A 22,377-nucleotide genomic window follows, 5' to 3' on the forward strand; every position below is an offset into this window, starting at 1 on the left:
TTCTGCCTGATGCGAAACGTGTTACGCCTGTACTGCTTTATCCTATTCGCGGGAATCACGGGGCCGGCCCTGGCCGCGCCCGCGCCGCCCACCGTGCCCGGCCAGCTGGTAGTTAAGCTGCGGCCCGGCCAGGTGCCGGCCGCCCTCGAAGCCGCCCTGCGCACGCTGGATGCCGGCAGCCCGCGCCAGAAGTTTCCGCGCGCCCAGGCCCCCGGTGCCGAGCGGCCCGGCAGCGTGGAGCTGCGCGGCATCTATCAGGTTACGGTGCCTGTTACCCTGACCCTGGACCGCGCCCGCGCCATCCTGCTGGCCACCGGCGCGGTGGAGTACGTGGAGCCGCTCTACATCCGCCAGCCCCAGTACCAGCCCAACGACCCGCTGGCCGACTCCACCCTGACCAGCCTCACGGCCAGCCAGTACTACCTGAAGCAGGTTAGAGCCTACCGCGCCTGGGACGTAACCCGCGGCGACAGCTCCATTGTCATCGGCATCACCGATGGCGGCTTGCGCCTCACCCACCAGGATTTGCGCCCGCAGCTGAAGCACAACTACGCCGACCCCGTGAACGGCCGCGACGACGACAACGACGGCTACGTGGACAATTTCACCGGCTGGGACCTGGCCAATAACGACAACGATGCCGGCTACGATATCAACATCGTTCACGGCTCGCTGGTAGCGGGCGTGGCCGCCGCCCGCGCCGACAACGGCGTGGGCATTGCCGGCCTGGGCAACAAGTGCCGCTTGCTGCCGCTCAACATCTACCCCAACACGCCCACCGGCAGCTTTGCCGGCTACGAGGCCGTGGTGTACGCCGCCGACCACGGCTGCCAGGTCATCAACATGAGCTGGGGCGCGCCGGGCGGCTATTCGCGCTTCGAGCAGGACGCTATTACCTACGCCGCCGTGAACCGCAACGCCGTGCTGGTGGCCGCCGCCGGCAACACCAGCGCCGACCTGCTCTTCTACCCCGCTTCCTACGACCACGTGCTGTCGGTATCGGGCGTGGGCAGCACCGACCAGAAAAGCCCCAGCGCCACCTTCAATCACCGCGTGGATATGGTGGCCCCCGGCCTGAGTATCCTCACCACCTACGGCTACCACGGCCCCACCGGCAGCGGCGCGGCCGATGCCGACTACATTGCCGTGGGCGGCACCTCGTTTGCCGCGCCGCTGGTGGCGGCGGCGGCGGCCTTGCTGCGCTGGCAGTTTCCGCAGTTTACCTCGGCGCAGATTGGGGCCCAGCTGCGCCAGACCGCCGACAATATCGACGGCCTCCCCGCCAACGCTGCCTGGGCCGGCCGCCTGGGCACGGGCCGCCTCAACGTGCTGCGCGCCCTCACCCAAACCCGCCAGGAAGCCCGTGTGACCACCAGCACCTTCGCCCCGGCCCGCGTTGCCTACGCCCCCGGCGATACCCTGCGGCTGGCCGTAGCCGTGCAAAACCTGTTGCAGCCCGTGGCCGGCCTCACGGTCACGCTCACCTCGCTATCACCTTACCTCACGGTGCGGCAGGGTAGCTTTGCAGTAGGAAGTTTGCCCACGCTCGGCCAAACCACCAACGCCGCCGCGCCCTTCCGGCTGGCCGTGGCCACCAGCGGCATTCCCCTCAATACTACGGCCACGCTGCGCTACCGCATCACGGCTAGCGGCGGCTTTCAGTACGACCAGTATGTGAATGTGGTGTTGAATCCTGACTACGTGGTGCTCAATGCCAATGACTTGACCATGAGCCTGACCAGCCGCGGCAATCTGGCGTATGATAACCTGGCCGGCACCGTGGGCGCTGGCCTGAGCTACCGCACCAGCACCAATATCCTGAGCGAGGGCGGCCTGCTGCTGGCCACCAGCCCCACCCGGGTGTCCGACCGCCTGCGCAGCAGTGGCGGGCAGTCGCGGCAGTCGTTTTTCAGCCTGCGCCAGGCTACCCGCCAGCAGCCTGGCCCCCGCGCCGACCAGGAAGCCCGCGTGGCTTTCCAGGACACGATTCCGGTGGCGGGCAGCCGCATCCGGAGCGTGGGCGTGGCCGTGCGCCAGCGGGCCTACGCCTGGGCCACGCCCGGCCGCCGCGATTTCGTGGTGCTGGAATACTCGCTCAAAAACCTGACTGCTGATACCCTCAAGCCGCTCTACGCCGGCATCTTTACCGACTGGGACCTGCCCATGCCCGACGGGGCCGGCCGCAATGCCGCCGATTGGGACAGCACCCGCGCCCTGGGCTACTGCTACGCGCTGGGCGTGCCGGCTATCGGCACCTTCCCCGCCCGCTACGCCGGCGTGCGGCTGCTGCGCGGCGGAGCCCCGGCGGTGTACTCCATCAACAGCAGCGCGCCCGCGGGCAGCCCCATTCGCCTGGCCGATGGCTTCTCGCTGGCCGAAAAATTCCTGGCCCTGAGCAGCGGCACCGGCCGCACCCACCGCAGCGCCGGCCTGCCCAACGGGGCCGATGTGGTGCAGGTAGTGGGCACCCGGCTAGCCCGGCTGGCCCCCGGCGATTCCGTTACCGTGGCATTTGCCGTGCTGGCCGCGCCCACGCTGGCGCAGCTGCAAGCTGCCGCTGATGCGGCCGCCCTAACCTATGCCACGCTGCTGCCCAGCCGGCTGGCCGCCCGCGCCCTCGACTTCACGGTGTACCCCAACCCCACCACCGGCGCGCTCCGGGTAGAAGTAACCGCGGCTTTTGGGCTGCGGGCGGTACGGGTTGGCAACGCCCTGGGCCAGGAGGTGCTGCGACAAGCTGCCAGCGGCACCGCCGCCAGCCTCAGCCTGACGAACCTGGCCCCGGGCATCTACACCGTCCGGGCCGAGGGTGCGGCCGGGGTGCTCACGCGCACCGTGGTGCTGCACTAAGAGCCTATCCGAATAGGCCCAAAAAAAGAACGGTCATGCAGAGCGCAGCGAAGCATCTTTACCGCGTAACTAATTCTTTTCCTGGATTACTACTGAGGTAAAGATGCTTCGCTGCGCTCTGCATGACGGCCTATTCGGATAGGCTCTAAGTTGTTAGTCATTAGCTGTCAGTTGTTATTTGGTCGATAAACAGTTGACCAACAACTAACAACGAGCAACTAACAACCCGTTTGCTTTAGAACGACTACTTAAACCTGGCCGGCTAGCCCACCCTCCAGAGCTCGTGCCAGCCGGTGGTGTACCGCGGCGAGCAGTACGCCGAGCGGCCCGCCCAGGCAGGGGCTTTGGGCTGACCGTTAGCGTCCTTCGCTACGCCGGCCGCGGCCAGCCCCACCAGCTGCCGGCCAAAGCGGGCGTTCAGCTTATCCATGGTTGCCATTAGCTGCTGGCGGCGGGGCTGGTCGGCGGCCGGGGCGGCGAAGAGGCCGAGCTGCGCCTGCGCGGCGGGTTCGAGGCCGCTGAGCAGCACGCCGGCGCGGTGGTAGGCCGTGCCCGGGCGGCGCAGCCGGTGCAGGCCGTGCAGCGCCGCCTGAGTAAGGGCCGCCGTGTCGTTGGTGCTCACCGGCAGGCTCACCACGCCGGTGTGCGTTGTGGGGCCGGCAGTGGGCGCGTACCGGTCGGTGCCCAGTATCACCGTTATCAAATGGGCCGAGAGGCCCTGTCGGCGCATTTTCTCCGCTGCCCGGGCCACGAAGGTGGCGATGGCCTCGGCCAACACGGCGGCCTCGTGCTGCGGCCGGCCGAATGAGCGGGTACAGGTGATGCTGTGGCGGCGGCTGGCGGCGGGCTGCAGCTGGTCATCTTCGTCCCACTCCGCGGGGTTCCAGCCCTGGCAGGGCTGGCCGTGCAGCTCGTGCCACAGCTGCTGCCCCACCACGCCGCCCAGGTGCCGGCGCAGCCAGTGCTCCGGCAGGGCGGCCAGGGCGGCTCCGGTCAGGATACCCATTTCCTGCAGCTTGCGGCCGTAGCGGCGGCCCACCCCCCAGATATCAGCCACGGGTGTGGCGGCCAGGGCGGGTTCCCACTGCTCGGAGGTGGATAGCACCAGCACGCCGGTGGTGGCCTGCCGCCGGGCCAGGCGGTTGGCCAGCTTGGCCAGGGTTTTGGTGGGCGCAATGCCCACGCAGGTGGGAATGCCGGTATGCTTTAGGACGGTTTTTTTCACCCGGATGCCGTAGGCCGGCAGGTCGGGTGCCAGCAGGCTCATCCCCGAAAAATCCAGAAATGCCTCGTCAATGGAATATATTTCCAACTCCGCCGCGAAGTTGCTCAGCACCTGCACCACGCGCCGGCTCATGTCGCCGTACAAAGCGTAGTTTGAGGAAAAAACCCGCACCTGCTGCTGCTCCAGCAGCGGGCGTACCAGGTGGTAGGGTTCACCCATTTTCAGTCCCAGGGCCTTGGCTTCGTCGGAACGCGAAATCAGGCAGCCGTCATTATTCGAGAGCACGACCACCGGCCGGCCGGCCAGCTGCGGCGCAAACACCCGCTCGCAGGACACATAGAAATTGTTGCAGTCGACGAGGGCATACATGGTGTGAGACCGGGCGTTGGACGAGAAATAGGAGCCATTCAGCAGGCAATGGAAATTAAATAAATTATATATTCTACTTTTACAAAACTTTCAGCCGCATCTGGTTGATTACCTTATACCACCACCTGCGAATCAGCCAGCGAATGAATAACGTGCGTCACCACTCCCCACACTGTCAGGCCGGCCTCCGGGTCGATGGGCAGCGGCGGGTAACGGGCATTTTCGGCCACCAGCCAGGGCTGCCCGGCCCGCAGCTGCAGGCGCTTGAGGGTGTGCTCGCCTTCCACCACGGCTACCACAATGCTGCCGTGGCGGGCCCGCAGGGCACGGTCCACGGCCACGAGGTCGCCGGGGTGAATGCCGGCTCCGGTCATCGAATCGCCGCTGACGCGGGCCAGAAACGTGGAAGCCGGGTTCCGGAACAAGTGCCGCGTGAGGTCGAACGGGCCATCGAGGTGGTCGTCGGCGGGCGAAGGAAAGCCGGCCGGTACCGCGCAGCCGAAGAGCGGAAGCTGGGTTTTGCTAAATCCAGGGGACGCGATAAAATCGTAAACTGATGCAATCATTACAATATTCAAACTTGTCAGCAGAAGCACTGACAATGCTATTTACTAAACAAGTTAGTATATTGTTTTTTATCGTACCTTCACTCTGATTGACTTAGCTAATACTGCAAAAAATGTTTTCGCGGTATAATCACATGATTATAAACGTTAAAAGCGTATTAAACCTAAAAAAGACAAAATAATATTCGCTTCAGATTTTTTAAATTCCCGCAAATTTAGTATCTTTGAGTATGTCGAAAGTCAAGCTACCCACGCCGCTGCCCTTGCAGCAATTTGCCCGTTGCGTGAACGACGCGCAACGCCCGGCCGACTACGTTGGCGACTGGCCCGAGGCGGGCCGCGTGTATGCCGTGCGGGTGTTGCCCCACGTGCGCACCGGCGAGCTGCAGGTCCACGTCCTCGGTTTTTACGCCGAGCGTCCTTACGGCGCCTTCGCCGCCCACCGCTTCGAGGAAGTGGCGGACGTGTGGCTGAATTAAGCGGCCCCAGTAGGCGGCCCGATGGTTTCATCCCTTATGGCCCCGTTGGCTTCGCAGCCGGCGGGGCCAGTTTGCGTCTGGGATAGTAGGCTAGCGGCCGTAGATGCCAAAGATTCCCTTGTCGGAGGGCGTCCAGAGGCAGGCCCGCTGGCCGCTGGCTTTCAGGGCGTCGTTGGTCCAGGTGTTGCAGGTGTAGAGGAAGCTGTAGACGCGGTGGGCCTCGTAGAAGGCATCGTCGGGGCCGTAGCTGTGGCCGGCGACGTGCTGCACGTTGCCGGCCGCATCCAGCTTGAAGCTGGCCTGGATGTAGGCAATCAGGCGGGCGTATTCGGCCTGGCTGAGGTGGAGGGGGATGGTTTTGGGGCCGGCCTCCAGACCATGAAAATAGGTGGTGTGCATGGCCGCCGTGCCCAGCCAGAAAGCCGCCTTGAAAGCGGTGCTGAAGGTGAGGTCGGCCCAGGTGGGCGTGTCGAGGTAGAAGCCTTTGTCGCCCCAGCCAAAGGCGATGTAGCGCATGGTGCTGTCGCGCGACGGGATGTTGGCGAAGGGCAGCTGCTGGCTCCAGTCAATCTGGCTGGTTTTGATGGGCAGCACAATGTCGGTGTGCACGCCGTTGGTGTGCAGGAAAACCGTGACATCGGCGGGCGCATTAGGCTGGGTTTTGGGCACCGGGATGGCGGAGAGCACCACCGCCGAGCCCACGTACAGGGCTGCGATTCCCACGATGGAACCGACGGTATAACCCGTGATTTTAAGTGTTTTGCGAAGCGTAATCGGCATAAATCAGTAACAGAAATCCAAGGCTGCATCCGGCAGTTCAGTGATGAGCGGCAGGCACAATACGGGAGAAAACCGACTCAGGTCGGAATAGCGGTTGGCCACGGGAATTCCGGCCAACCGGCCGCGCCGGTTTTTGCAGGGAAACAGCCAGGAACAGGCCGGGCATCAGCCCCGGCACGCACCGGCCTGTTTCTACTGTTTCAGAAGCGACGAAAAGCGAGGGCAGCGGAGGGCTGCCGCCGTCCGTACTTTTGCCCCGCCTCCGCACCGCTAATTGGGTACGGCGGCCCTCCCCTCCCCCATGTGGACTTCAACTTCCGAGCGGCTGGCGGCCCTCGATGCCGAATGGCAGCAGCCGACGGCCCGCTTCCGCAACTTCCCGCTCATTGCCCGCTACCACGCGGCCGTGCAGGCCGAGCCCGCCTACCATCGCCTCGACGACCAGACCTGGACCGACCTGAACGGCGAGGAGCTGTTCACGCTGCTCGACGGCACGGTGAGCCGCGTGGGCCAGCAGTGCCTTTACCAGCGCCTGCGCAGCCCGCTGGCCGATGCTGCCGCCCTGCGCGAATTCGACGAGGCGGCCACCTTCTTCACCGGGCAACCCGCGCCGCGCGGCCGGGCGCTGCTGGCCCTCAGCCGCCTCTCCTCCATCGAGGCCTACTACCTGCCCGACCTGCTGGCCGGCAACGCCCTGCCCGCCCTGCCCTGGACGGCCGCCGCCCCGGCCCTGGTGCTGCTGCTGCTGGCCACGGTGGTGGGCGGCTTCTGGCAGCCGCCCCTGTGGCTGCTCACGGCGCTGCTATTTATGGGGCACACGGTGCTGCACTATTGGTACCGGGGGCGCGTGCTGGCCGGCGTGCGGCCCATGCAGCAGCTGGGCAGCCTGTACCGCGCCGGGCGCGATTTGAGTCGGCTGGACTTGCCCATAGCCCCCTTGCGCCAGCTGGCGGAGCCGTTGAAACGGCTGGGGGCCATTGTGGGTAAGGTGGCCTTTTTGCAGGTGGAGGGCCAGCTGCAATCCGACATCGTGGCCCTGCCGTGGCTGCTGCTGCAATACCTGAAGATTGTGCTGCTGCTCGATTTCATCGTGTACCACAACTGCCGGCGCGACATGCAGGCCCACGCCGCCGCCATTCGGGTCGTGTACGAAGCCGTGGGCTACACCGATTGCGCCGTGGCGGTGGCCGGGTTCCGGGCGCGGCACCCGCACTGCGCGCCCCGATTTACGGCCGGGGGCACCGGACTGCACCTCACGGCGGCCTACAACCCGCTGGTGCCCGGCTGCATGCCGAATGATTTGGCCGTGGATGGCCAGGGCATCCTACTCACCGGCTCGAATATGTCGGGCAAAACCACGTTCATGCGCACCATTGGCCTCAATGCGCTGCTGGCCCAGACCATTGCCACCTGCCCGGCCTCGGCCTACGCCGCCCCATTCCGGCGGGTGGTATCCAGCATCAACCTCGCCGACAGCCTGCCCGAGGGCAAGAGCTATTATTTTGCCGAAGCCGAGGCCGTGCTGGGTTTCATTCGGGCCGCCGAGGCGGGCGAGGGCGGCTACCTGTTTATTCTGGACGAGCTATTCAAGGGTACCAACACGGTGGAGCGCATCGCGGCCACCCAGGCGGTACTGGCCTACTTGCAGCCGCGCAGCCTAGTGGTAGCCTCCACGCACGACGGCGAGCTGGGCGCGTTGCTCCACCCGGCTTTTACCGAGTACCACTTCTCCGAAACCGTGACCGAGGCCGACTGGTATTTCGACTACCTGCTCAAGCCCGGCCCGCTCACCACCCGCAACGCCATCCGGCTGCTGGCCCGGGTGGGCTACCCGGCCGCCATCGTGCAGCAGGCCCTGGCCCTGAGCCGCACGCTGGATGCGGAAGCCAGAAAGTAGGGATGTAGGTGGGCAGGTGCTTAATTTTGAGCCTATGCCAACACCCCAGCCCGCAACTACGTCCCAGAAAGAATACGCCATCCCTACTGCCTACCGGAAGATGGAAAACCTGCACATCCTGTTCTGGCTGGTGAAGGATATCAGCTGGTGCATGATTTGGCGGCCACTGGGCCTGCTGATGGTGGTGCCCACGCTGGGTATTGCCCTGGTCATTACCTGGCGCACCCGCGCTAATAAGTCGGAGCTGGCCCACAACCTGGCCATCGTGTTCTGGATTACGGCCAACTCCTACTGGATGAGCAGCGAGTTTTTTGGCTTCGATGCCGTGCGGGTGCTGCCGCACGTCACGGGGAAGGAGCTGGCGCTGGTGCCGTTTCTCATCGGCCTGGGCATTCTGGCCTATTACTACCTGGTGCAGAAGCCCCGCGAAACCCCGGATTCTCCGGTCGCTGCGGTATCATCAGCAGCGCCGGCCGCGTAGCTTCGGGCGCGCATCCTATCCCCCGCCCTCCCTATGTCCTCGCAAGAACAGCAGGCCCGCACCGAGCTCCACGCCTGGCAGCAGCAGATGCAGCGGCCGCCCTCGCTGCTGAACCGCTTTGCCCGCCGGGTACAAATCCGTCTCAACGCCCTGCTGCCCGAGCGGGTGCATCAGGCCATCACCGCCGCCATCAAGCAAATGGTGCGCGGCGTGCTCTTGGGCTCCAAATACACCACCAGCAAGCCCGTAGCAGAAGCTTCGTTCGCGGCGCGGGAGGCCGCTGTGCGCACCCGCATCCGCGACTACCGCACCATGGCCACCGCCGAAGGAGCCGTGACCGGCGCGGGCGGCTTCCTGCTCGGCCTCGCCGATTTCCCGCTGCTGCTCAGCCTCAAGCTCAAGCTGCTCTTCGACACGGCCGCCCGCTACGGCTACGACGTGCACGACTACACCGAGCGGCTCTTCCTGCTCCACGTTTTCCAGCTGGCCTTCAGCAGCCAGCACGCCCGCAACGAAACCTACCGCCGCCTGGCCGACTGGGACGCCTACCGCCTCACCCTGCCCCTCGACCCCAACGAGTTCGACTGGCGCACCTTCCAACAGGAATACCGCGACTATATAGACCTCGCCAAAATGGCCCAGCTCGTGCCCGTCATCGGGGCCGCCGTGGGCGCGGTGGCCAACTACAAGCTCATTGAGCAGCTCGGCGAAACGGCCATGAACTGCTACCGCATGCGGCATTTCGCGGCCGAGCAGCCGGAATAGCTCTTTCGGAGTTCTACTCCGGAAGCCCGCCTACCAGGGGCTTGCAGCCCCGCCCCACCATAGCCCCACCCCAAACTCACCCCACAAAAAGCACTTCCAGCAGCCCACCCTGCTCCGAGTAATTGGATGCCGAACTATACACGTAGTGCTCCGCCTCGGCCACCAGTTCCGCCCGTACGGGGTTCTGATGCAGGTAATTCAGCTTTTGCAGCGTAAAATCCCGCCCAAACAATTCCTTCGCCTCACTCCCACGCTGCCAGAATTTATAGGTGTCGCTTTTGGTATCAATCCGGGCATTGAAGGCAAAGCGGTGCAGCATCCATTGCCGCCGGCTTTCGGGGTCGCGCTGAATGGCCGTCGTAATGGCTTTGCTGGTGAACCGCTTGAAATCACGCAGAATATCCGACAAATGCTTGTCGGGGGCCGCCCCCGCAATCAGGTGCAAGTGGTTGCTCATCAGGCACCAGGCGTATAGCTCCAGCCCCTTGTGCTGCTGGCAATAGCGCAAGGCATCCACGATGATGTGCCGGTACGCCGGCCGGGTAAAAACATCAACCCAGTCCACCACCGTCATGGTAAGAAAGTAGATGTGGTCGGGGAAAATGCGGTTTTTCAGGCCCATGCGGCCAAGGTAGCGGCAATCGCGGGCATTCTTCTACGCCGGGGCTATGAGCCCCTGGCAGGTGGCTTCCGGAGTAGAACTCCGAAAAAGCAGAATGCGCTTAGTTAAACAATGACCATCATAACCACAACGGCCGCCCCAGAATCCTGAGGCGGCCGTTGCTACTTAAGCTACAAGCAGGAGGAATTACACCAACTGGCCAGCCTCTTTCAAACGAATCAAATTCAAAGCCGAGCCGGCTTTGAACCACTCGATTTGGCCTTCGTTGTAGGTGTGGTTCAGCGTAATCAGGTCGGTATCGCCATCGATGTGGTGCAGGCGGGCCTGCAGGGGCTGGCCGGGCTGGAAGTCCGTCAGGCCGAGGATATCGATGGTGTCGGCTTCCTCGATGAGGTCGTAATCGGCCTTGTTGGCGAAGGTGAGGCCGAGCATGCCCTGCTTTTTCAGGTTGGTTTCGTGAATGCGGGCGAAGCTCTTCACAATCACGGCCCGCACGCCCAGGTGGCGGGGCTCCATGGCGGCGTGCTCGCGCGAGCTGCCTTCGCCGTAATTCTCATCGCCGATGACCACGGTGCCGATACCCAGGCTCTTGTAGGAGCGGGCCGACTGCGGCACGGTGGTGTAGCCGTCGCCCTGCACGGCGAAGTTGCGCACCGAGTTGGCCTCGCCATTGAAAGCGTTGGTAGCCCCGATGAGCATGTTGTTGGAGATATTGTCGAGGTGGCCGCGGTACTTCAGCCACGGGCCGGCCATCGAAATATGGTCCGTCGTGCATTTGCCCTGGGCCTTGATGAGCAGGCGCAGACCCTTCAGGTCGGTGCCCTCCCAGGCCTTGAAGGGCTCAAGCAGCTGGAGGCGGTCCGAAGCCTGGGCCACCACCACCTGCACCGTGCTGCCATCGGCAGCAGGGGCCTGGAAGCCGGCATCCTCCACGGCGAAGCCCTGGGGAGGCATCTCCAAACCCATCGGCTCATCGAATTTTACGGGGCCGTCTTTGCCGGGCAGCGTGTCAGTGAGCGGATTGAAGGTCAGGTCGCCGGCGATAGCGAAGGCCGTCACGATTTCGGGCGAAGCCACGAAAGCGTGGGTATTCGGGTTGCCGTCGTTGCGCTTGGCGAAGTTGCGGTTGAAGCTCGTGATGATGGAGTTCTTGCGCTTGGGGTCGTCGGTGTGGCGGGCCCACTGGCCGATGCACGGGCCGCAGGCATTGGCCAGCACTACGCCGCCCATGTCGGCGAAGGTGTCGAGCAGGCCGTCGCGGGCCACCGTGTAGCGCACCAGCTCCGAGCCGGGCGTGATAGTGAACTCGGCGTTCACTTTCAGACCTTTATCCACGGCCTGCTTCGCGATGCTGGCGGCGCGGGTAATGTCCTCGTAGCTGGAGTTGGTGCAGGAGCCGATGAGGCCGACCTCCAGCTTCTCGGGCCAGCCGTGCTCCTTCACGGCGGCGGCAAACTGCGAGATGGGCCAGGCGGCGTCCGGCGTGAACGGGCCGTTCACGTAGGGCTCCAGCGTGTTGAGGTCGATTTCGATGAGCTGGTCGTAGTAGAGTTCGGGCTGGGTGTACACCTCGTCGTCGGCGCGCAGGTGGGCGGCCACGGCGGCGGCAGCTTCCGCGATTTCGGCCCGGCCGGTGCCGCGCAGGTAGTCGCCCATCTTCTCATCGTAGGCAAACACCGAGGTGGTCGCCCCGATTTCCGCGCCCATGTTGCAGATGGTGCCTTTGCCAGTGGCCGAGAGGCTTTCGGCACCGTCGCCGAAATACTCCACGATGGCCCCGGTACCGCCCTTCACGGTCAGGATGCCGGCCACTTTCAGAATCACGTCCTTGGCCGAAGTCCAGCCGCTCATTTTGCCGGTCAGCTTCACGCCGATAACCTTGGGGAATTTCAGCTCCCAGGCCATGCCGGCCATCACGTCCACCGCATCGGCCCCGCCTACGCCGATGGCTACCATGCCCAGGCCGCCCGCGTTGGGGGTGTGCGAGTCGGTGCCAATCATCATACCGCCGGGGAAGGCGTAGTTTTCCAGTACCACCTGGTGGATGATGCCCGCGCCGGGCTTCCAGAAACCAATGCCGTATTTATTGGAAACCGAGGCCAGGAAGTCGTACACTTCCTTGTTTTCGGTGTTGGCTTCGGCCAGGTCGGCGGTAGCGCCGTCTTTGGCCTGAATGAGGTGGTCGCAGTGCACGGTGCTGGGCACGGCGGCCGTGGGCTTGCCGGCCTGCATGAACTGGAGCAGCGCCATTTGGGCGGTGGCATCCTGCATGGCCACGCGGTCGGGGGCGAAATCGACGTAGGAAACGCCGCGCTCGTAGGCCTGCTTTACTTCGCCGCCGTGGAGGTGGGCGTAGAGAATTTTCTCGGTGAGGGTGAGCGGGCGCGCCACGGCGGCGCGGGCCGCCTCGATGCGGGAACCCATGCCGGCATACACCGTGCGAATCATTTCCAGGTCGAAAGCCATAGGATGCGTGTTAATAAGAGTGGTTGTGCAAATGTAGCACCCACGGGAAGTTGGACCTAGCCCAAATGCGCCGATGCGGGTTTTGGGTGGGTTAACGTGGGTTTTGGCGAAGGTGTTCGGAGGGTGGCGCGGTGCCGGGTTACCGCTGAGGGCGCGGAGAATTTCGCAGAAGGCCGCTGAGGCCGGTAGCAACCTATTGAGCTAGGTGGTGGTTTGTGGGGCTTGCGTTTGCATTTTTGCGCTTACTTATGAAAACAATACCCATTCGCCTACTGGCCTCGGCCGCCCTCGGCATGAGCCTGATTACTGGCTGCGATACCTCATCGACTAAAAAAGAAGCGGCCGAGACGCCTGCCGCCGAAACTGCCGGGGCCAGTGCTGCCCTGCCCGCCAGCCTCAAACCCGGCCACTGGAAAGGCTGGGTTATGGCCCAGAATAAGGCTATTTACTTTGCATTCGACGTGGCTACAGAGGCCGGCAAGCCGGTAGTATACCTAATAAACAAAGGCCTGAGCGGCGAGGAGCGGCTGCGCTGCGACGAAATATCCTCGGCCGGCGACTCCACCACCATCCGCCTGCATGCCTTCGATGCCGCGCTGGTCGTGCGGCCTGAGGGCGCGGATAAGCTCACCGGCACTTGGGTGAAATACGATGCTAAAACCCCATACCGTGTGCCTTTGGTGGCGTTGCGCGGCGAGCGGCCCCAACCACAGCCCGAGGCCGGCACGCCAGACTTCGCGGGGACCTGGCGGGTTACTTTTAAGGAGGATGAAGGCAAAACCTACCCAGCGGTGGGCATTTTCAAGCAACAGGGCACCAGCATTACCGGCACGTTCCTCACCACTACCGGCGACTACCGCTACCTCTCGGGCGCGGTGCTGCCCAGCGGCATGGGCCTCTCCACGTTCGATGGTAGCCATGCCTTTCTTTTCCAAGCCAACAAGCTGGCCGATGGTACGCTCAAGGGCGACTTCTACTCCGGCAAGTCCGGCCACGAAACCTGGACCGCCGTGCTCGACCCCAAAGCCAAACTTCCCGACGCCGGCACCCTCACTTACCTCAAAAAAGGCCAGAGCCGGCTGGATTTCAAATTCCCCAACGTGTTTGAGGGCGGGGCCGTGTCCCCCACCGACCCCAAGTATCAGGGCAAGGTGGTAGTGGTGCAAATTCTGGGTTCGTGGTGCCCCAACTGCATGGACGAGACCAACTTTCTGGCTCCGTGGTACGAGAAGAACAAGGCACGCGGCGTGGAAGTAATCGGCCTGGGCTACGAGCGCAGCCCGGACTACAAAGTGGCCTCGGCGCGGCTGCGCAATATGCGCGAGCGGTTCAATATCGGCTACGACGTGGCCGTGGCGGGCGTTTCCAACAAGGATTCGGTGGCGAAGTCACTGCCGCAGCTGGCCAAGTTTCTGGCCTTTCCCACCACCATTTTCCTCGATAAAAAAGGCAACGTGCGGAAGATTCATACGGGCTTTGCCGGGCCGGGCACGGGCAAGTATTACCAGGAAGAAATTGCGGGCTTCAACCGGGAAGTAGATAAGCTGCTGAAGGAATAAGGCCGGGCAAAACGCGGGGAAAGTGAAGAAATAAATTGTTATCCAACTGGTTGCTACCAGAGCCGCCGTTCTGCGTAGACCTTGGTGCGGCTGCTGCAACACCCGCTTTTTCTTTCTTCACTTTCTCACCTTTTGCTATGAAAAACATCCTCGTTCCCACCGACTTTTCGGCCGAGTCGCACTACGCCTTCGAAGTGGCCCTGATGCTGGCCCGGCACACCAGCGGCACGGTCACGCTGCTACACGTACTGGAAGCCCCCGAGGCCGCCACGGCCAATTTCAGCACCTTTGGCGGCCCCGTAAACGGCGGCGAGCTCCCCAACAGCACGGGCAGCATCGACCAGATTTTCATGCTCAAGCTGATGGAAGCCACCAAGGGTCGCCTCCACGCCCTAAAAAACGAAGCCCAGGCCCTGGCCCCCGGCGTGCCGGTTGAAGACACGGTGGAAGTGAGCCGCATCGGCAACGGCATTCTCACTGCCATTGAGCGCCACGGCATCGATGTGGTGGTGATGGGCGCGCAGGGCCACGGGGCCATGGAAAACTTTTTCGTGAGCTCGACCACCGAGCGGCTCATTCGGCTGGCCCCGTGCCCGGTGCTCACCGTGAAGCACCAGCAGGCGCAGTTTGAGGTGCGAACCATTGTGTTTCCGTCCGATTTCACCACTGATGCCGTGGGAGCTATCGCGGGTCTGCAGCAGGTGCAGGCCACCTTCCCCAACGCCATGGTACACCTGCTGCACGTCGTATCCGGCACCGATGGTCTCACCACCCAACAGCATCAGCAGGCGTTTGCCCAGCAGGCGCGGCTCACCAATTTCCAAACCGGCGTTATCACCGCCGAAAGCACCAGCGCCGGCATCGAGCAGTATGTCAAGCAGGTCAAAGCGGACTTAGTAGTGCTCCCGACGCACGCCCGCTCGGGCCTCAGCCGCTTTCTGCAAACCAGCATTGCCGAAACCGTGGCCACCCACGCCTTTCCGCCGGTGCTCACCTACCACTTAGCGTAGCCGCAGCCGCACCTGAAAATCGCCGCGCGGCCGCAGCGTGATGAGTGGCTGCATGGTCACGGGCGGCTGGCCGGCCACCCACTCAATATCGAAGCGGCGCAGCAGCTCCAGCGTCACGAGCTGCATTTCGGTGAGGGCGAACTGCATGCCGATGCACAGGCGCGGCCCACCCCCAAAAGGCACGTAGGCATTGGGCTGCACCGGCCGGGCCTGGCCGGGCGCGAAGCGGCCGGGGCGGAACTCCTCCGGCACGGGCCAATACTTCGCATCATGATGCAGGCCGTGGAAATAGAGCGAAAACAGCGTGCCTTTGGGGATGCGCAGGCCCTCGTACTCGTCGTCGGCCAGGGCCACGCGGTCTACCATCCAGGCGGGCGGGTAGTGGCGCATGGCCTCCTGCACGGCATACAGAGCGGTGGTCAGGCGCGGCAAGTCCTCGAAGGCCGGGGCGCGGCCCGCCAGCACGGCGGCGGTTTCGGCCTGAACAACCTGGGCTTCGGTCGGGTGGTGGGCCAGCAGGTACGTGAGCCAGGTGAGGGCATTGGCGCTGGTTTCGTGGCCGGCTACCAGCAGAATGAGGGATTCGTCGATGACCCGGTCTGGGGTCATGGGCTCGCCGGTGTCCTCGTAGCGCACATCGAGCAGCATTTGCAGCAGGTCGTCGGGCGGGGTGGCGGCGGGCTGGGCGTTGGCCTGCTGGCGCTGGGCAATGAGGCCGGCCAGCAGCGTGCGCAGCTCAGCCGCCAGCGCATCGTGGTACCGGAACCGGCCCCGCAGCCGAAACCACGGCTTGAGGTAAGGCTGCCGGATGGAGCGCACGAAAAACGCCTGCATCTCGGTGATGAGCCCGGCCAGCCGGTCGAGCTCGGCCTCCGGAAAATTGGTACTGAATACCGAGCGGGCAATGATGCGAAACGTGAGCCGCGTCATCAGCTCGTGCACAGCCACGGTAGCCACGCCGCCGGCCGCCACCGCCTGGGCCGCCAGCGGGGCCAGGGTTTCGGCCGTTATTTCCTGCATCAGCCCGGTGAGGCCCGCCACCCGCTGCCGATGGAACCCGGGCTGAATGAGCCGGCGCTGCCGCAGCCAGTCGGGCCCCTCGTTGGTGAGCAGGCCGTGGCCCACGTAGCGCGAAAACGCCTGTGTAAACTTCGATTTGGCGTAGTTGCGGTTGTTTTTCTGCAGAATATGCTGAATCAGGCCGGGGTCGCGGGTGAGAATGCTCCGCTCCACTCCGCCGATGTACAGCTCCACGGTATCGCCGTGCCGGGCCAGCACAGTATCGAGCACCGGCAGCGGGTCTTTGGCCAGCGCAAACGAGCGCAGCAGCGAGCGCCAGCGCGGCACCCGTGGCAGTACAAATGAAGCTTTCGCGGCCAGGGCCGCCGTTTCGGTTTCTCCCATCACAAGGGGCCGCAACCAGATGCAGCCATCAAAAATAACCCGCCGCCCCGGTCGGCTCATCTTTTTCAAACCGGCCGCGTACAGCCAAACAAGCTCCGGCGCGCCTCAGCCCCACCATTCCCGTCACCAACTCCCTCACCTTATGTGGATTCAGCAAAACCCCAGCACTCCCGCCCCGCTCGCCGACCTGCAGGGCCGCGCCGTCGGCCTCCGGTTTGAATGTGAGCAGTGCCACACCGAAGTCTTCACCGACCTGCTCGGCGTGCCCGCCCCCAACGACCAGGCCGACTCGCCGGAACACGCCAACAACCACGAAATAGAGGAGATTAAATGCCCCGGCTGCGAAATCACCCATTCCCTGGAAGTCGACAGCTCCTTCGACGGTGTAATGTTCAAAGTAAGCGACGCGAAAAACGTGAGCTACCAAGTATCACGGATTTAACGGATTTTAGCGGATTGCACGGATTTTGTAGTCGATTATAGCTGCTTCGTACTTTAGGATGTGTGCCCGACAGGTTAATCCTACCACATTTTGCAGCGACTTGGCGCTACTCCATTCGTATCAAATCGTAAAAGGGCGCTCAAATAGCGCCCTTTCCTACTCCACGCCAAATATTAAATTCGGGCGATGGTCTAATCGCAGGTGATGCGGTAGGAACGCACCACGGCGCGTTCATCGCCTGCGCCGGGTCGCCTCAGTTATTCGAGGAGTGAACGCGCCATGGCGCGTTCCTACAATCACCCTGCTTTAGACCACTGCCTAAATTCGCGCCAACCACAAAATCCGTGAAATCCGCTAAAATCCGCGTAATCCGTGATATTATTTATTGCGCTCAATCGTGTAATTAATCAGCTGTTCCAATGACGTGCGGCTGGGTGATTCCGGGAACGTATACAGTATTTGCAGGGCCTCGTCGCGGTAGCGTTTCATGGTCTGAATTGCGTAATCCAGGCCACCCGATTTTTTCACGAATTCAATTACCTGCTGCACCCGGTCGCGGTGGCCGTCGTTATTTTTCACATTGAAAATAACTTTGCGCTTTTCCAGCCAGGACGCTTGCTGGAGGGCATAAATCAGCGGCAGCGTCATCTTTTTTTCCTTGATATCGATGCCCACCGGCTTGCCAATTTCAGCCGTCCCAAAGTCAAATAAGTCGTCCTTGATTTGAAAAGCAATACCTACCTTTTCACCAAATAAGCGGGCCCGCTCAATGGTCTCTTTATCGGCCCCGACAGAGGCTGCGCCTACGGCCGTGCAGGAGGCAATTAGCGAAGCGGTTTTCTGCCGAATAATATCAAAATAAACGTCTTCGGTAATATCCAGCTTGCGGGCTTTTTCAATCTGCAATAATTCGCCTTCGCTCAATTCGCGCACGGCGTTGCTCACGATTTTCAGCAGGTCGAAATCGTCGTTTTCGAGAGCTAATAATAAGCCGCGTGACAGCAGGTAATCGCCGACCAGCACGGCTATTTTATTTTTCCAGAGCGCATTGATGGAGAAAAAGCCACGGCGGTAGTTGCTCTCGTCCACCACGTCGTCGTGCACGAGCGTGGCGGTGTGCAGCAGCTCGATGAGGGCGGCTCCGCGGAAGGTGGCATCGGGCAGCGGGTCGCCGGTGGCGGGCTCGAGGCGGGCGGCGCGGGCCGTCAGAAACACGAACATCGGCCGGATTTGCTTGCCCTTGCGCTTCACGATGTAGCCCATTATCTTGTCGAGCAGCAGCACTTTCGTGCGCATCGACTGCCGGAACTTGTGCTCGAACTCTTCCATTTCGGCCGCGATGGGGGCCTGAATCTGGTCGATGGATAAGGGGAGATTGTGGGGCATTGCGGCGACAATGATACGGCGGAACCTTAAAAGAAGGCCTAAGGGCGGGAGGATAAGCGGGTAGGAGGGATAAAAATCAGCCTCCCGGCCCACCCTCTTACCCGCTTACCCTACTACCCAAAATCCCCCCTGCCGCCCTGCCCTCCCACCCAAAATACCTCCTACCTTCGCCGCATGCTTACCCACGCTTCTTTTCTGCTCACCGGCCCCGCCCACGGCCGGGCCTTCGAGGCCGATGCCACCTATCGGCCCGATGGCCAGGCCAAACCCGTGCTGCTGTTCGTGCATGGTTTCAAGGGATTTAAGGATTGGGGCCACTTTCCGCTGCTGGCCGATTTCTTTGCTGAGCAGGGTTTTGTATTTGTCAAGCTGAACCTGTCGCACAACGGTATCGTGGTGGGCGGCACCGGCGATTTGGAGGACCTGGACGCGTTTGGTCGCAACAATTTCAGCATCGAGCTCGATGATATTGGCCAGGTGATTGACGCGCTATTCACCCCCGGCAGCGCGCCCGTGCCCGCCACGGAGATGGATTTGACCTGTTTTTTTCTGGCCGGCCATAGCCGCGGCGGTGGCCTGGTGCTGCTGAAAGCCGCCGAGGACCCGCGCGTGAAAGCCGTAGCTACCTGGGCTGCCATCGCGGAAGTGCATCCCCAGTGGCCCCAGCCCCTGTTTGAGGAGTGGCAGCGCACCGGCGTGCTCTACGTGCCCAACACCCGCACCGGCCAGCAGCTGCCGCTGCACTACCAGATTGTGGAGGATTACCAGACCAACCGCGCGCGGCTCGACATTCCGCACAACGTGCGCCGCAAGCTGCGCCAGCCCCTGCTCATCGTGCACGGTGACCAGGATGAGACGGTGGCCGTGGACGCGGCCCACGCGCTGTACCGCCTCCGGCCCCAGGCCGAGCTGCTGCTCGTGCCCGATGCCACGCACATGTTTGGCGGCGCGCACCCCTGGCCGGAAACCGAGCTACCCGCCTCCGCCCGCCACATTGCCGAAGCCACGGCAGCATTTTTTAAGCGGCAGCGATGAGCAAGCCGGTGCTGGCCTACCTGCTGCTGGGTAGCAACCTGGGCGACCGCGCCGGACTGCTGCGGCAGGCCCGGGCCCAGCTGGCCGCCGTGGCCGGACCCCTGGCGGCCGAATCCGGCCTGTACGAAACGGCCGCCTGGGGCCGCGAAGACCAACCGGCGTTTCTCAACCAGGCAGTGGCCGTGCGCACGGCCCTGTCGCCGGATGCCCTGCTGGCCGCCTGCCTGGCCACGGAGCAGCAAGCCGGCCGCGAGCGCCTAGAGCATTGGGGCAGCCGCACGCTGGATGTCGACATCCTCTTTTTCGGGGAGGAAATCATTGATACGCCCAGCCTGTGCGTGCCGCACCCGCGGCTGGCAGCGCGCCGCTTTGCCCTGGTGCCACTGGCCGAAATCGCCGGTTCGCTACGCCATCCGCGACTGGGCGAAACTATTGATGCCCTACTCGCCCGCTGTCCCGACCTGCTTCCCGTGCACCCCTGGACCGGGGACTGATGGGGGATTGAGTGGGGTAATTCGCCGCAAATCGAGCGCCACATGCCCTACCCGAACTGCCGCGCCAAGCAGCCAGCTGGCCAGCAGTACCCGCCCAAGCCACTGCGCCCCCCTGGCCGGCCACGCCGCCAGCACCAGCAGCACCACGGGGCCAAACAGCACACTGGCGTAGCGCTCGGCATCGTGAGTGCCGGCGGCACTCTGGGCGAAAACCGTCAGGCCCGCCACCACCGTCACCAGTGCCAGGGTCGCGCTCCAAAGCGCTTGCAGCATCAGGCGGCTGGCGGGCTCCGGGCGGGAAGCCAGCATGACCAGGGTTTCTGAGGCAGCGGGTGCCACTACTTGCTGCTCCGCTCCTCTCCGCGGCCACAGCAGCACGAAAAGGCCCACCAGCACGGCCGCCCACAGCATATGGGGCAGCATGGTCCGCCCAGTGCTGGGCAAGGGCAGCAGCCAGCGGCTTAGCACGAAGCCGTAGTCGGCCCCGGAGCTTAGCAGCTGGCTCCAGCCCCGGCTGGGGTGGTAGCGACTGGGCCCGGCCACCAGCAGGGCATACCATTGCCAGAGCATACCGCCCGCTACGCTCACCACCAGATGCAGCAGCAGCGGCCAGCGGCGCACGGCTCCCGGCGTCTCCCGCGCCCCCACCAAGAGGAACACTCCTACCCCCGCCAGCAGAAACAGCCCCAGCGTGCGCTGCAAAGGCAGCAGCACCCCGACAGCCGTGGCCACCGCCCACCACGCCCACCGCCCGGTGCCCAGCCAGTGCCACAACGCCACCGCATAAGCCGCAAACAGTAGCAAAAAAACGCTTTCGGCCCACACAAACTTGCTCACCAGCAGCCACGGCGTACTCAGCGCCAGCAGTACCGGCACTACCAGCGCCCGCCGGGCCGGTAGCAGCTGCCGGCCCAGCCAGCTCCAGAGCAGCAGGCTGCCCAGCAGGCAGAGCCCGTGCAGCACCCGCACGCCGGTCGGCAAGCCCACGGCCCGCAGCAGCACCGGGTACAGCGGCGGCCAGTAGCGGTAGGGCGTGCCGTCGGGGTTGAGCAGGTGGCCAGTGTCGCGCAGCGTCTGGGCGGCGTGCAGGTAATAGCGCGAGTCGCCGGTGCCGGCCAGGCCGAGTGCCGTGACGTAGCCAAACAGCGCCAACTGCAGCAGCCCGGCCGCGACCAGCAGCCCCACAAAGGGCCGCCAGTAGCGCCGGGCTGCGGCAGCAGCAACGAAAGCAGCATCGGCCATCGGGGCTAATGAAATGTAGGGCGGACTTTTAGGCGGCGCCCCAAAGGCGGCTTGCGTGAATGGGGAGTCATTGGCCGAGTACCCCGAATTACCAATTCGGCCCGTATGGGTTGTTGGAACGACCACGCCTGGTGGCGCGCACGGGCCGAATTGGAAATTCGGGGTACACGTTCCGGCAGCCGAATTGGAAATTCGGGGTACACGTTCCGACGGCCGAATTGGAAATTCGGGGTACTCGGCTAATCGGTTAGAAGCTGCCGACCGTGGCCGTGGGCACAATTTTCTTCACCAGGCCTTGCAGCACTTTGCCGGGCCCGCACTCCACGAAGTCGGTGGCTCCATCGGCGGCCATGCGCTGCACCAGCTGCGTCCAGCGCACGGGGGCGGTGAGCTGGGCCAGCAGGTTGGCTTTGATTTCGGCCGGGTCGGTGTGCGGCAGGGCGTCCACGTTCTGGTACACGGGGCAGCGGGCGGGGCTGAAAGTCGTTTTTTCGATGGCGGCGGCCAGGGCGGCGGCGGCACTCTGCATCAGCGGCGAGTGGAAGGCCCCGCCCACGGGCAGCGGCAGGGCCCGCTTGGCCCCGGCGGTTTTCAGGGCTTCGCAAGCCTGGGCCACGCCTTCGGCCGAGCCGGAAATGACCAGCTGACCGGGACAGTTGTAGTTGGCCGCAACCACCACGGAGCCCAGGCTGGTAATTTCCTGGCAGATGCTTTCCACCACCGCGTCATCGAGGCCCAGAATGGCGGCCATGGTGCCGGGCTGTTCCTCGCAGGCGGCCTGCATGGCCTGGGCGCGGCGGGCCACCAGCGGCAGGGCATCCTCGAAGCGGAGCACGCCCGCCGCCACCAGCGCCGAGAACTCGCCCAGCGAATGGCCAGCGGTGCTGGCCGGCCGAAAGCCCGGCCGGGCCACAAACTGCGCCAGCGAATGCACGAAAATGGCGGGCTGGGTCACGTCGGTCCGGCGCAGGTCCTCGTCGGTGCCGCCAAACATGATGTCGGTCAGGCTAAAGCCCAGGATATCGTTGGCGTGCGTGAGCAGGGCGCGGGCCTCCAGATTTTGGTCGAACAGCTCGCGGGCCATGCCCGGAAACTGGCTGCCCTGGCCCGGAAATAATACAGATTGGGAGGAACTCATCGGATTTGGTGAAGTATAGATTGGCGGTGAGATGGTCGTGGTTTTTTACGCAGACCAACCAAACCGGGCGCAAGCTGCACAAAAACCGGCAGTGCCCCAAACAAGAAGCGCGGACCACCGGCCCGCGCTTCTTGTTTATCCAAACCGATAAATCCATCCAAATCCGT

At 63.6% G+C, this 22,377-nt stretch carries 19 protein-coding genes; 10 read left to right on the forward strand and 9 right to left on the reverse strand.

Annotation, left to right across the window (positions count from 1 at the left end):
- The first annotated feature begins 9 nt into the window (after positions 1-9).
- Positions 10-2,850 (forward strand): S8 family peptidase, encoded by a 2,841-nt coding sequence (locus ABD819_RS05645; protein WP_345121910.1) that lies wholly within the window; start codon positions 10-12, stop codon positions 2,848-2,850.
- A gap of 262 nt (positions 2,851-3,112) precedes the next feature.
- Here ABD819_RS05645 and ABD819_RS05650 read toward each other — a convergent pair whose 3' ends face one another.
- Together ABD819_RS05650 and ABD819_RS05655 are read right to left on the reverse strand one after the other, a co-directional pair.
- Entirely contained in the window at positions 3,113-4,444 is a 1,332-nt protein-coding gene (locus ABD819_RS05650; protein WP_345121912.1) for a Y-family DNA polymerase, read from the reverse strand.
- Between the two features lie 113 nt (positions 4,445-4,557).
- The gene (locus ABD819_RS05655; RefSeq protein ID WP_345121914.1) at positions 4,558-5,010 is read right to left on the reverse strand and encodes a LexA family protein; all 453 of its coding nucleotides are present in this window, start codon (positions 5,008-5,010) and stop codon (positions 4,558-4,560) included.
- Between the two features lie 230 nt (positions 5,011-5,240).
- Between ABD819_RS05655 and ABD819_RS05660 the strand changes: the two genes are divergently transcribed.
- Complete coding sequence (locus ABD819_RS05660; protein ID WP_345121916.1) at positions 5,241-5,489, forward strand: hypothetical protein; 249 nt, start codon at positions 5,241-5,243, stop codon at positions 5,487-5,489.
- Positions 5,490-5,579: 90 nt separating this feature from the next.
- Here the strand turns inward: ABD819_RS05660 and ABD819_RS05665 are convergent, their stop codons facing one another.
- Positions 5,580-6,269 carry a TIGR02117 family protein gene (locus ABD819_RS05665; protein ID WP_345121918.1) on the reverse strand — a complete coding sequence of 230 codons (690 nt, stop codon included), beginning with the start codon at positions 6,267-6,269 and terminating at the stop codon, positions 5,580-5,582.
- Between the two features lie 301 nt (positions 6,270-6,570).
- Between ABD819_RS05665 and ABD819_RS05670 the strand changes: the two genes are divergently transcribed.
- Genes ABD819_RS05670 through ABD819_RS05680 form a run of 3 tightly spaced genes read left to right on the forward strand, consistent with a single transcriptional unit; the run spans position 6,571 to position 9,412 of the window.
- Positions 6,571-8,166 (forward strand): MutS-related protein, encoded by a 1,596-nt coding sequence (locus ABD819_RS05670; protein ID WP_345121920.1) that lies wholly within the window; start codon positions 6,571-6,573, stop codon positions 8,164-8,166.
- Positions 8,167-8,200: 34 nt separating this feature from the next.
- Positions 8,201-8,647 carry a hypothetical protein gene (locus ABD819_RS05675; protein WP_345121922.1) on the forward strand — a complete coding sequence of 149 codons (447 nt, stop codon included), beginning with the start codon at positions 8,201-8,203 and terminating at the stop codon, positions 8,645-8,647.
- 33 nt (positions 8,648-8,680) lie between these two features.
- Positions 8,681-9,412 (forward strand): EcsC family protein, encoded by a 732-nt coding sequence (locus ABD819_RS05680; protein WP_345121924.1) that lies wholly within the window; start codon positions 8,681-8,683, stop codon positions 9,410-9,412.
- A 76-nt stretch (positions 9,413-9,488) separates the two neighbouring features.
- Here ABD819_RS05680 and ABD819_RS05685 read toward each other — a convergent pair whose 3' ends face one another.
- Positions 9,489-10,034 (reverse strand): REP-associated tyrosine transposase, encoded by a 546-nt coding sequence (locus tag ABD819_RS05685; RefSeq protein WP_345121927.1) that lies wholly within the window; start codon positions 10,032-10,034, stop codon positions 9,489-9,491.
- 186 nt (positions 10,035-10,220) lie between these two features.
- Positions 10,221-12,500 carry an aconitate hydratase gene (locus ABD819_RS05690; protein WP_345121929.1) on the reverse strand — a complete coding sequence of 760 codons (2,280 nt, stop codon included), beginning with the start codon at positions 12,498-12,500 and terminating at the stop codon, positions 10,221-10,223.
- 248 nt (positions 12,501-12,748) lie between these two features.
- On the opposite strand from ABD819_RS05690, the gene ABD819_RS05695 reads away from it, so the two are divergent.
- Together ABD819_RS05695 and ABD819_RS05700 are read left to right on the forward strand one after the other, a co-directional pair.
- Positions 12,749-14,059 (forward strand): peroxiredoxin family protein, encoded by a 1,311-nt coding sequence (locus ABD819_RS05695; RefSeq protein ID WP_345121931.1) that lies wholly within the window; start codon positions 12,749-12,751, stop codon positions 14,057-14,059.
- A 137-nt stretch (positions 14,060-14,196) separates the two neighbouring features.
- On the forward strand, positions 14,197-15,069 hold the full coding sequence (locus ABD819_RS05700) for a universal stress protein (protein WP_345121933.1): 873 nt from the start codon (positions 14,197-14,199) through the stop codon (positions 15,067-15,069).
- Here the strand turns inward: ABD819_RS05700 and ABD819_RS05705 are convergent.
- A complete protein-coding gene (locus tag ABD819_RS05705; RefSeq protein ID WP_345121935.1) occupies positions 15,061-16,473 on the reverse strand; it encodes a cytochrome P450 in 1,413 nt (470 codons plus the stop codon). The genes ABD819_RS05700 and ABD819_RS05705 overlap by 9 nt on opposite strands.
- Before the next feature lie 142 nt (positions 16,474-16,615).
- On the opposite strand from ABD819_RS05705, the gene ABD819_RS05710 reads away from it, so the two are divergent.
- Complete coding sequence (locus ABD819_RS05710; protein WP_345121937.1) at positions 16,616-16,915, forward strand: hypothetical protein; 300 nt, start codon at positions 16,616-16,618, stop codon at positions 16,913-16,915.
- Positions 16,916-17,293: 378 nt separating this feature from the next.
- Here ABD819_RS05710 and ABD819_RS05715 read toward each other — a convergent pair whose 3' ends face one another.
- Positions 17,294-18,301: a polyprenyl synthetase family protein gene (locus ABD819_RS05715; protein ID WP_345121939.1), complete on the reverse strand. Its 1,008-nt coding sequence runs from the start codon at positions 18,299-18,301 to the stop codon at positions 17,294-17,296.
- A 174-nt stretch (positions 18,302-18,475) separates the two neighbouring features.
- Between ABD819_RS05715 and ABD819_RS05720 the strand changes: the two genes are divergently transcribed.
- Together ABD819_RS05720 and folK are read left to right on the forward strand one after the other, a co-directional pair.
- On the forward strand, positions 18,476-19,336 hold the full coding sequence (locus ABD819_RS05720; protein WP_345121942.1) for an alpha/beta hydrolase family protein: 861 nt from the start codon (positions 18,476-18,478) through the stop codon (positions 19,334-19,336).
- Positions 19,333-19,830 (forward strand): 2-amino-4-hydroxy-6-hydroxymethyldihydropteridine diphosphokinase, encoded by a 498-nt coding sequence (folK, locus tag ABD819_RS05725; protein WP_345121945.1) that lies wholly within the window; start codon positions 19,333-19,335, stop codon positions 19,828-19,830. The genes ABD819_RS05720 and folK overlap by 4 nt, the downstream gene beginning before the upstream one ends.
- Here the strand turns inward: folK and ABD819_RS05730 are convergent.
- Entirely contained in the window at positions 19,777-21,072 is a 1,296-nt protein-coding gene (locus ABD819_RS05730; protein WP_345121947.1) for an ArnT family glycosyltransferase, read from the reverse strand. The two genes, folK and ABD819_RS05730, sit on opposite strands and share 54 nt — an antisense overlap.
- 247 nt (positions 21,073-21,319) lie before the next feature.
- The gene (gene fabD, locus ABD819_RS05735; protein WP_345121949.1) at positions 21,320-22,210 is read right to left on the reverse strand and encodes an ACP S-malonyltransferase; all 891 of its coding nucleotides are present in this window, start codon (positions 22,208-22,210) and stop codon (positions 21,320-21,322) included.
- Positions 22,211-22,377 lie beyond the last annotated feature (167 nt).

Origin of the sequence: Hymenobacter antarcticus (genome assembly GCF_039539545.1) — a bacterium.
Lineage (GTDB): Bacteria > Bacteroidota > Bacteroidia > Cytophagales > Hymenobacteraceae > Hymenobacter > Hymenobacter antarcticus.

Bases quoted from the DNA above. Each gene is read 5' to 3' on its own strand.
- ABD819_RS05685 (WP_345121927.1), bottom strand. From the start codon at position 10,034: ATGGGCCTGAAAAACCGCATTTTCCCCGACCACATCTACTTTCTTACC.
- ABD819_RS05650 (WP_345121912.1), bottom strand. From the start codon at position 4,444: ATGTATGCCCTCGTCGACTGCAACAATTTCTATGTGTCCTGCGAGCGG.
- ABD819_RS05680 (WP_345121924.1), top strand. From the start codon at position 8,681: ATGTCCTCGCAAGAACAGCAGGCCCGCACCGAGCTCCACGCCTGGCAG.
- ABD819_RS05695 (WP_345121931.1), top strand. From the start codon at position 12,749: ATGAAAACAATACCCATTCGCCTACTGGCCTCGGCCGCCCTCGGCATG.
- ABD819_RS05720 (WP_345121942.1), top strand. From the start codon at position 18,476: ATGCTTACCCACGCTTCTTTTCTGCTCACCGGCCCCGCCCACGGCCGG.
- ABD819_RS05675 (WP_345121922.1), top strand. From the start codon at position 8,201: ATGCCAACACCCCAGCCCGCAACTACGTCCCAGAAAGAATACGCCATC.
- folK (WP_345121945.1), top strand. From the start codon at position 19,333: ATGAGCAAGCCGGTGCTGGCCTACCTGCTGCTGGGTAGCAACCTGGGC.
- ABD819_RS05710 (WP_345121937.1), top strand. From the start codon at position 16,616: ATGTGGATTCAGCAAAACCCCAGCACTCCCGCCCCGCTCGCCGACCTG.
- ABD819_RS05700 (WP_345121933.1), top strand. From the start codon at position 14,197: ATGAAAAACATCCTCGTTCCCACCGACTTTTCGGCCGAGTCGCACTAC.
- ABD819_RS05645 (WP_345121910.1), top strand. From the start codon at position 10: ATGCGAAACGTGTTACGCCTGTACTGCTTTATCCTATTCGCGGGAATC.
- ABD819_RS05730 (WP_345121947.1), bottom strand. From the start codon at position 21,072: ATGGCCGATGCTGCTTTCGTTGCTGCTGCCGCAGCCCGGCGCTACTGG.
- ABD819_RS05665 (WP_345121918.1), bottom strand. From the start codon at position 6,269: ATGCCGATTACGCTTCGCAAAACACTTAAAATCACGGGTTATACCGTC.
- ABD819_RS05705 (WP_345121935.1), bottom strand. From the start codon at position 16,473: ATGGGAGAAACCGAAACGGCGGCCCTGGCCGCGAAAGCTTCATTTGTA.
- ABD819_RS05655 (WP_345121914.1), bottom strand. From the start codon at position 5,010: ATGATTGCATCAGTTTACGATTTTATCGCGTCCCCTGGATTTAGCAAA.
- ABD819_RS05670 (WP_345121920.1), top strand. From the start codon at position 6,571: ATGTGGACTTCAACTTCCGAGCGGCTGGCGGCCCTCGATGCCGAATGG.
- ABD819_RS05690 (WP_345121929.1), bottom strand. From the start codon at position 12,500: ATGGCTTTCGACCTGGAAATGATTCGCACGGTGTATGCCGGCATGGGT.
- ABD819_RS05660 (WP_345121916.1), top strand. From the start codon at position 5,241: ATGTCGAAAGTCAAGCTACCCACGCCGCTGCCCTTGCAGCAATTTGCC.
- ABD819_RS05715 (WP_345121939.1), bottom strand. From the start codon at position 18,301: ATGCCCCACAATCTCCCCTTATCCATCGACCAGATTCAGGCCCCCATC.
- fabD (WP_345121949.1), bottom strand. From the start codon at position 22,210: ATGAGTTCCTCCCAATCTGTATTATTTCCGGGCCAGGGCAGCCAGTTT.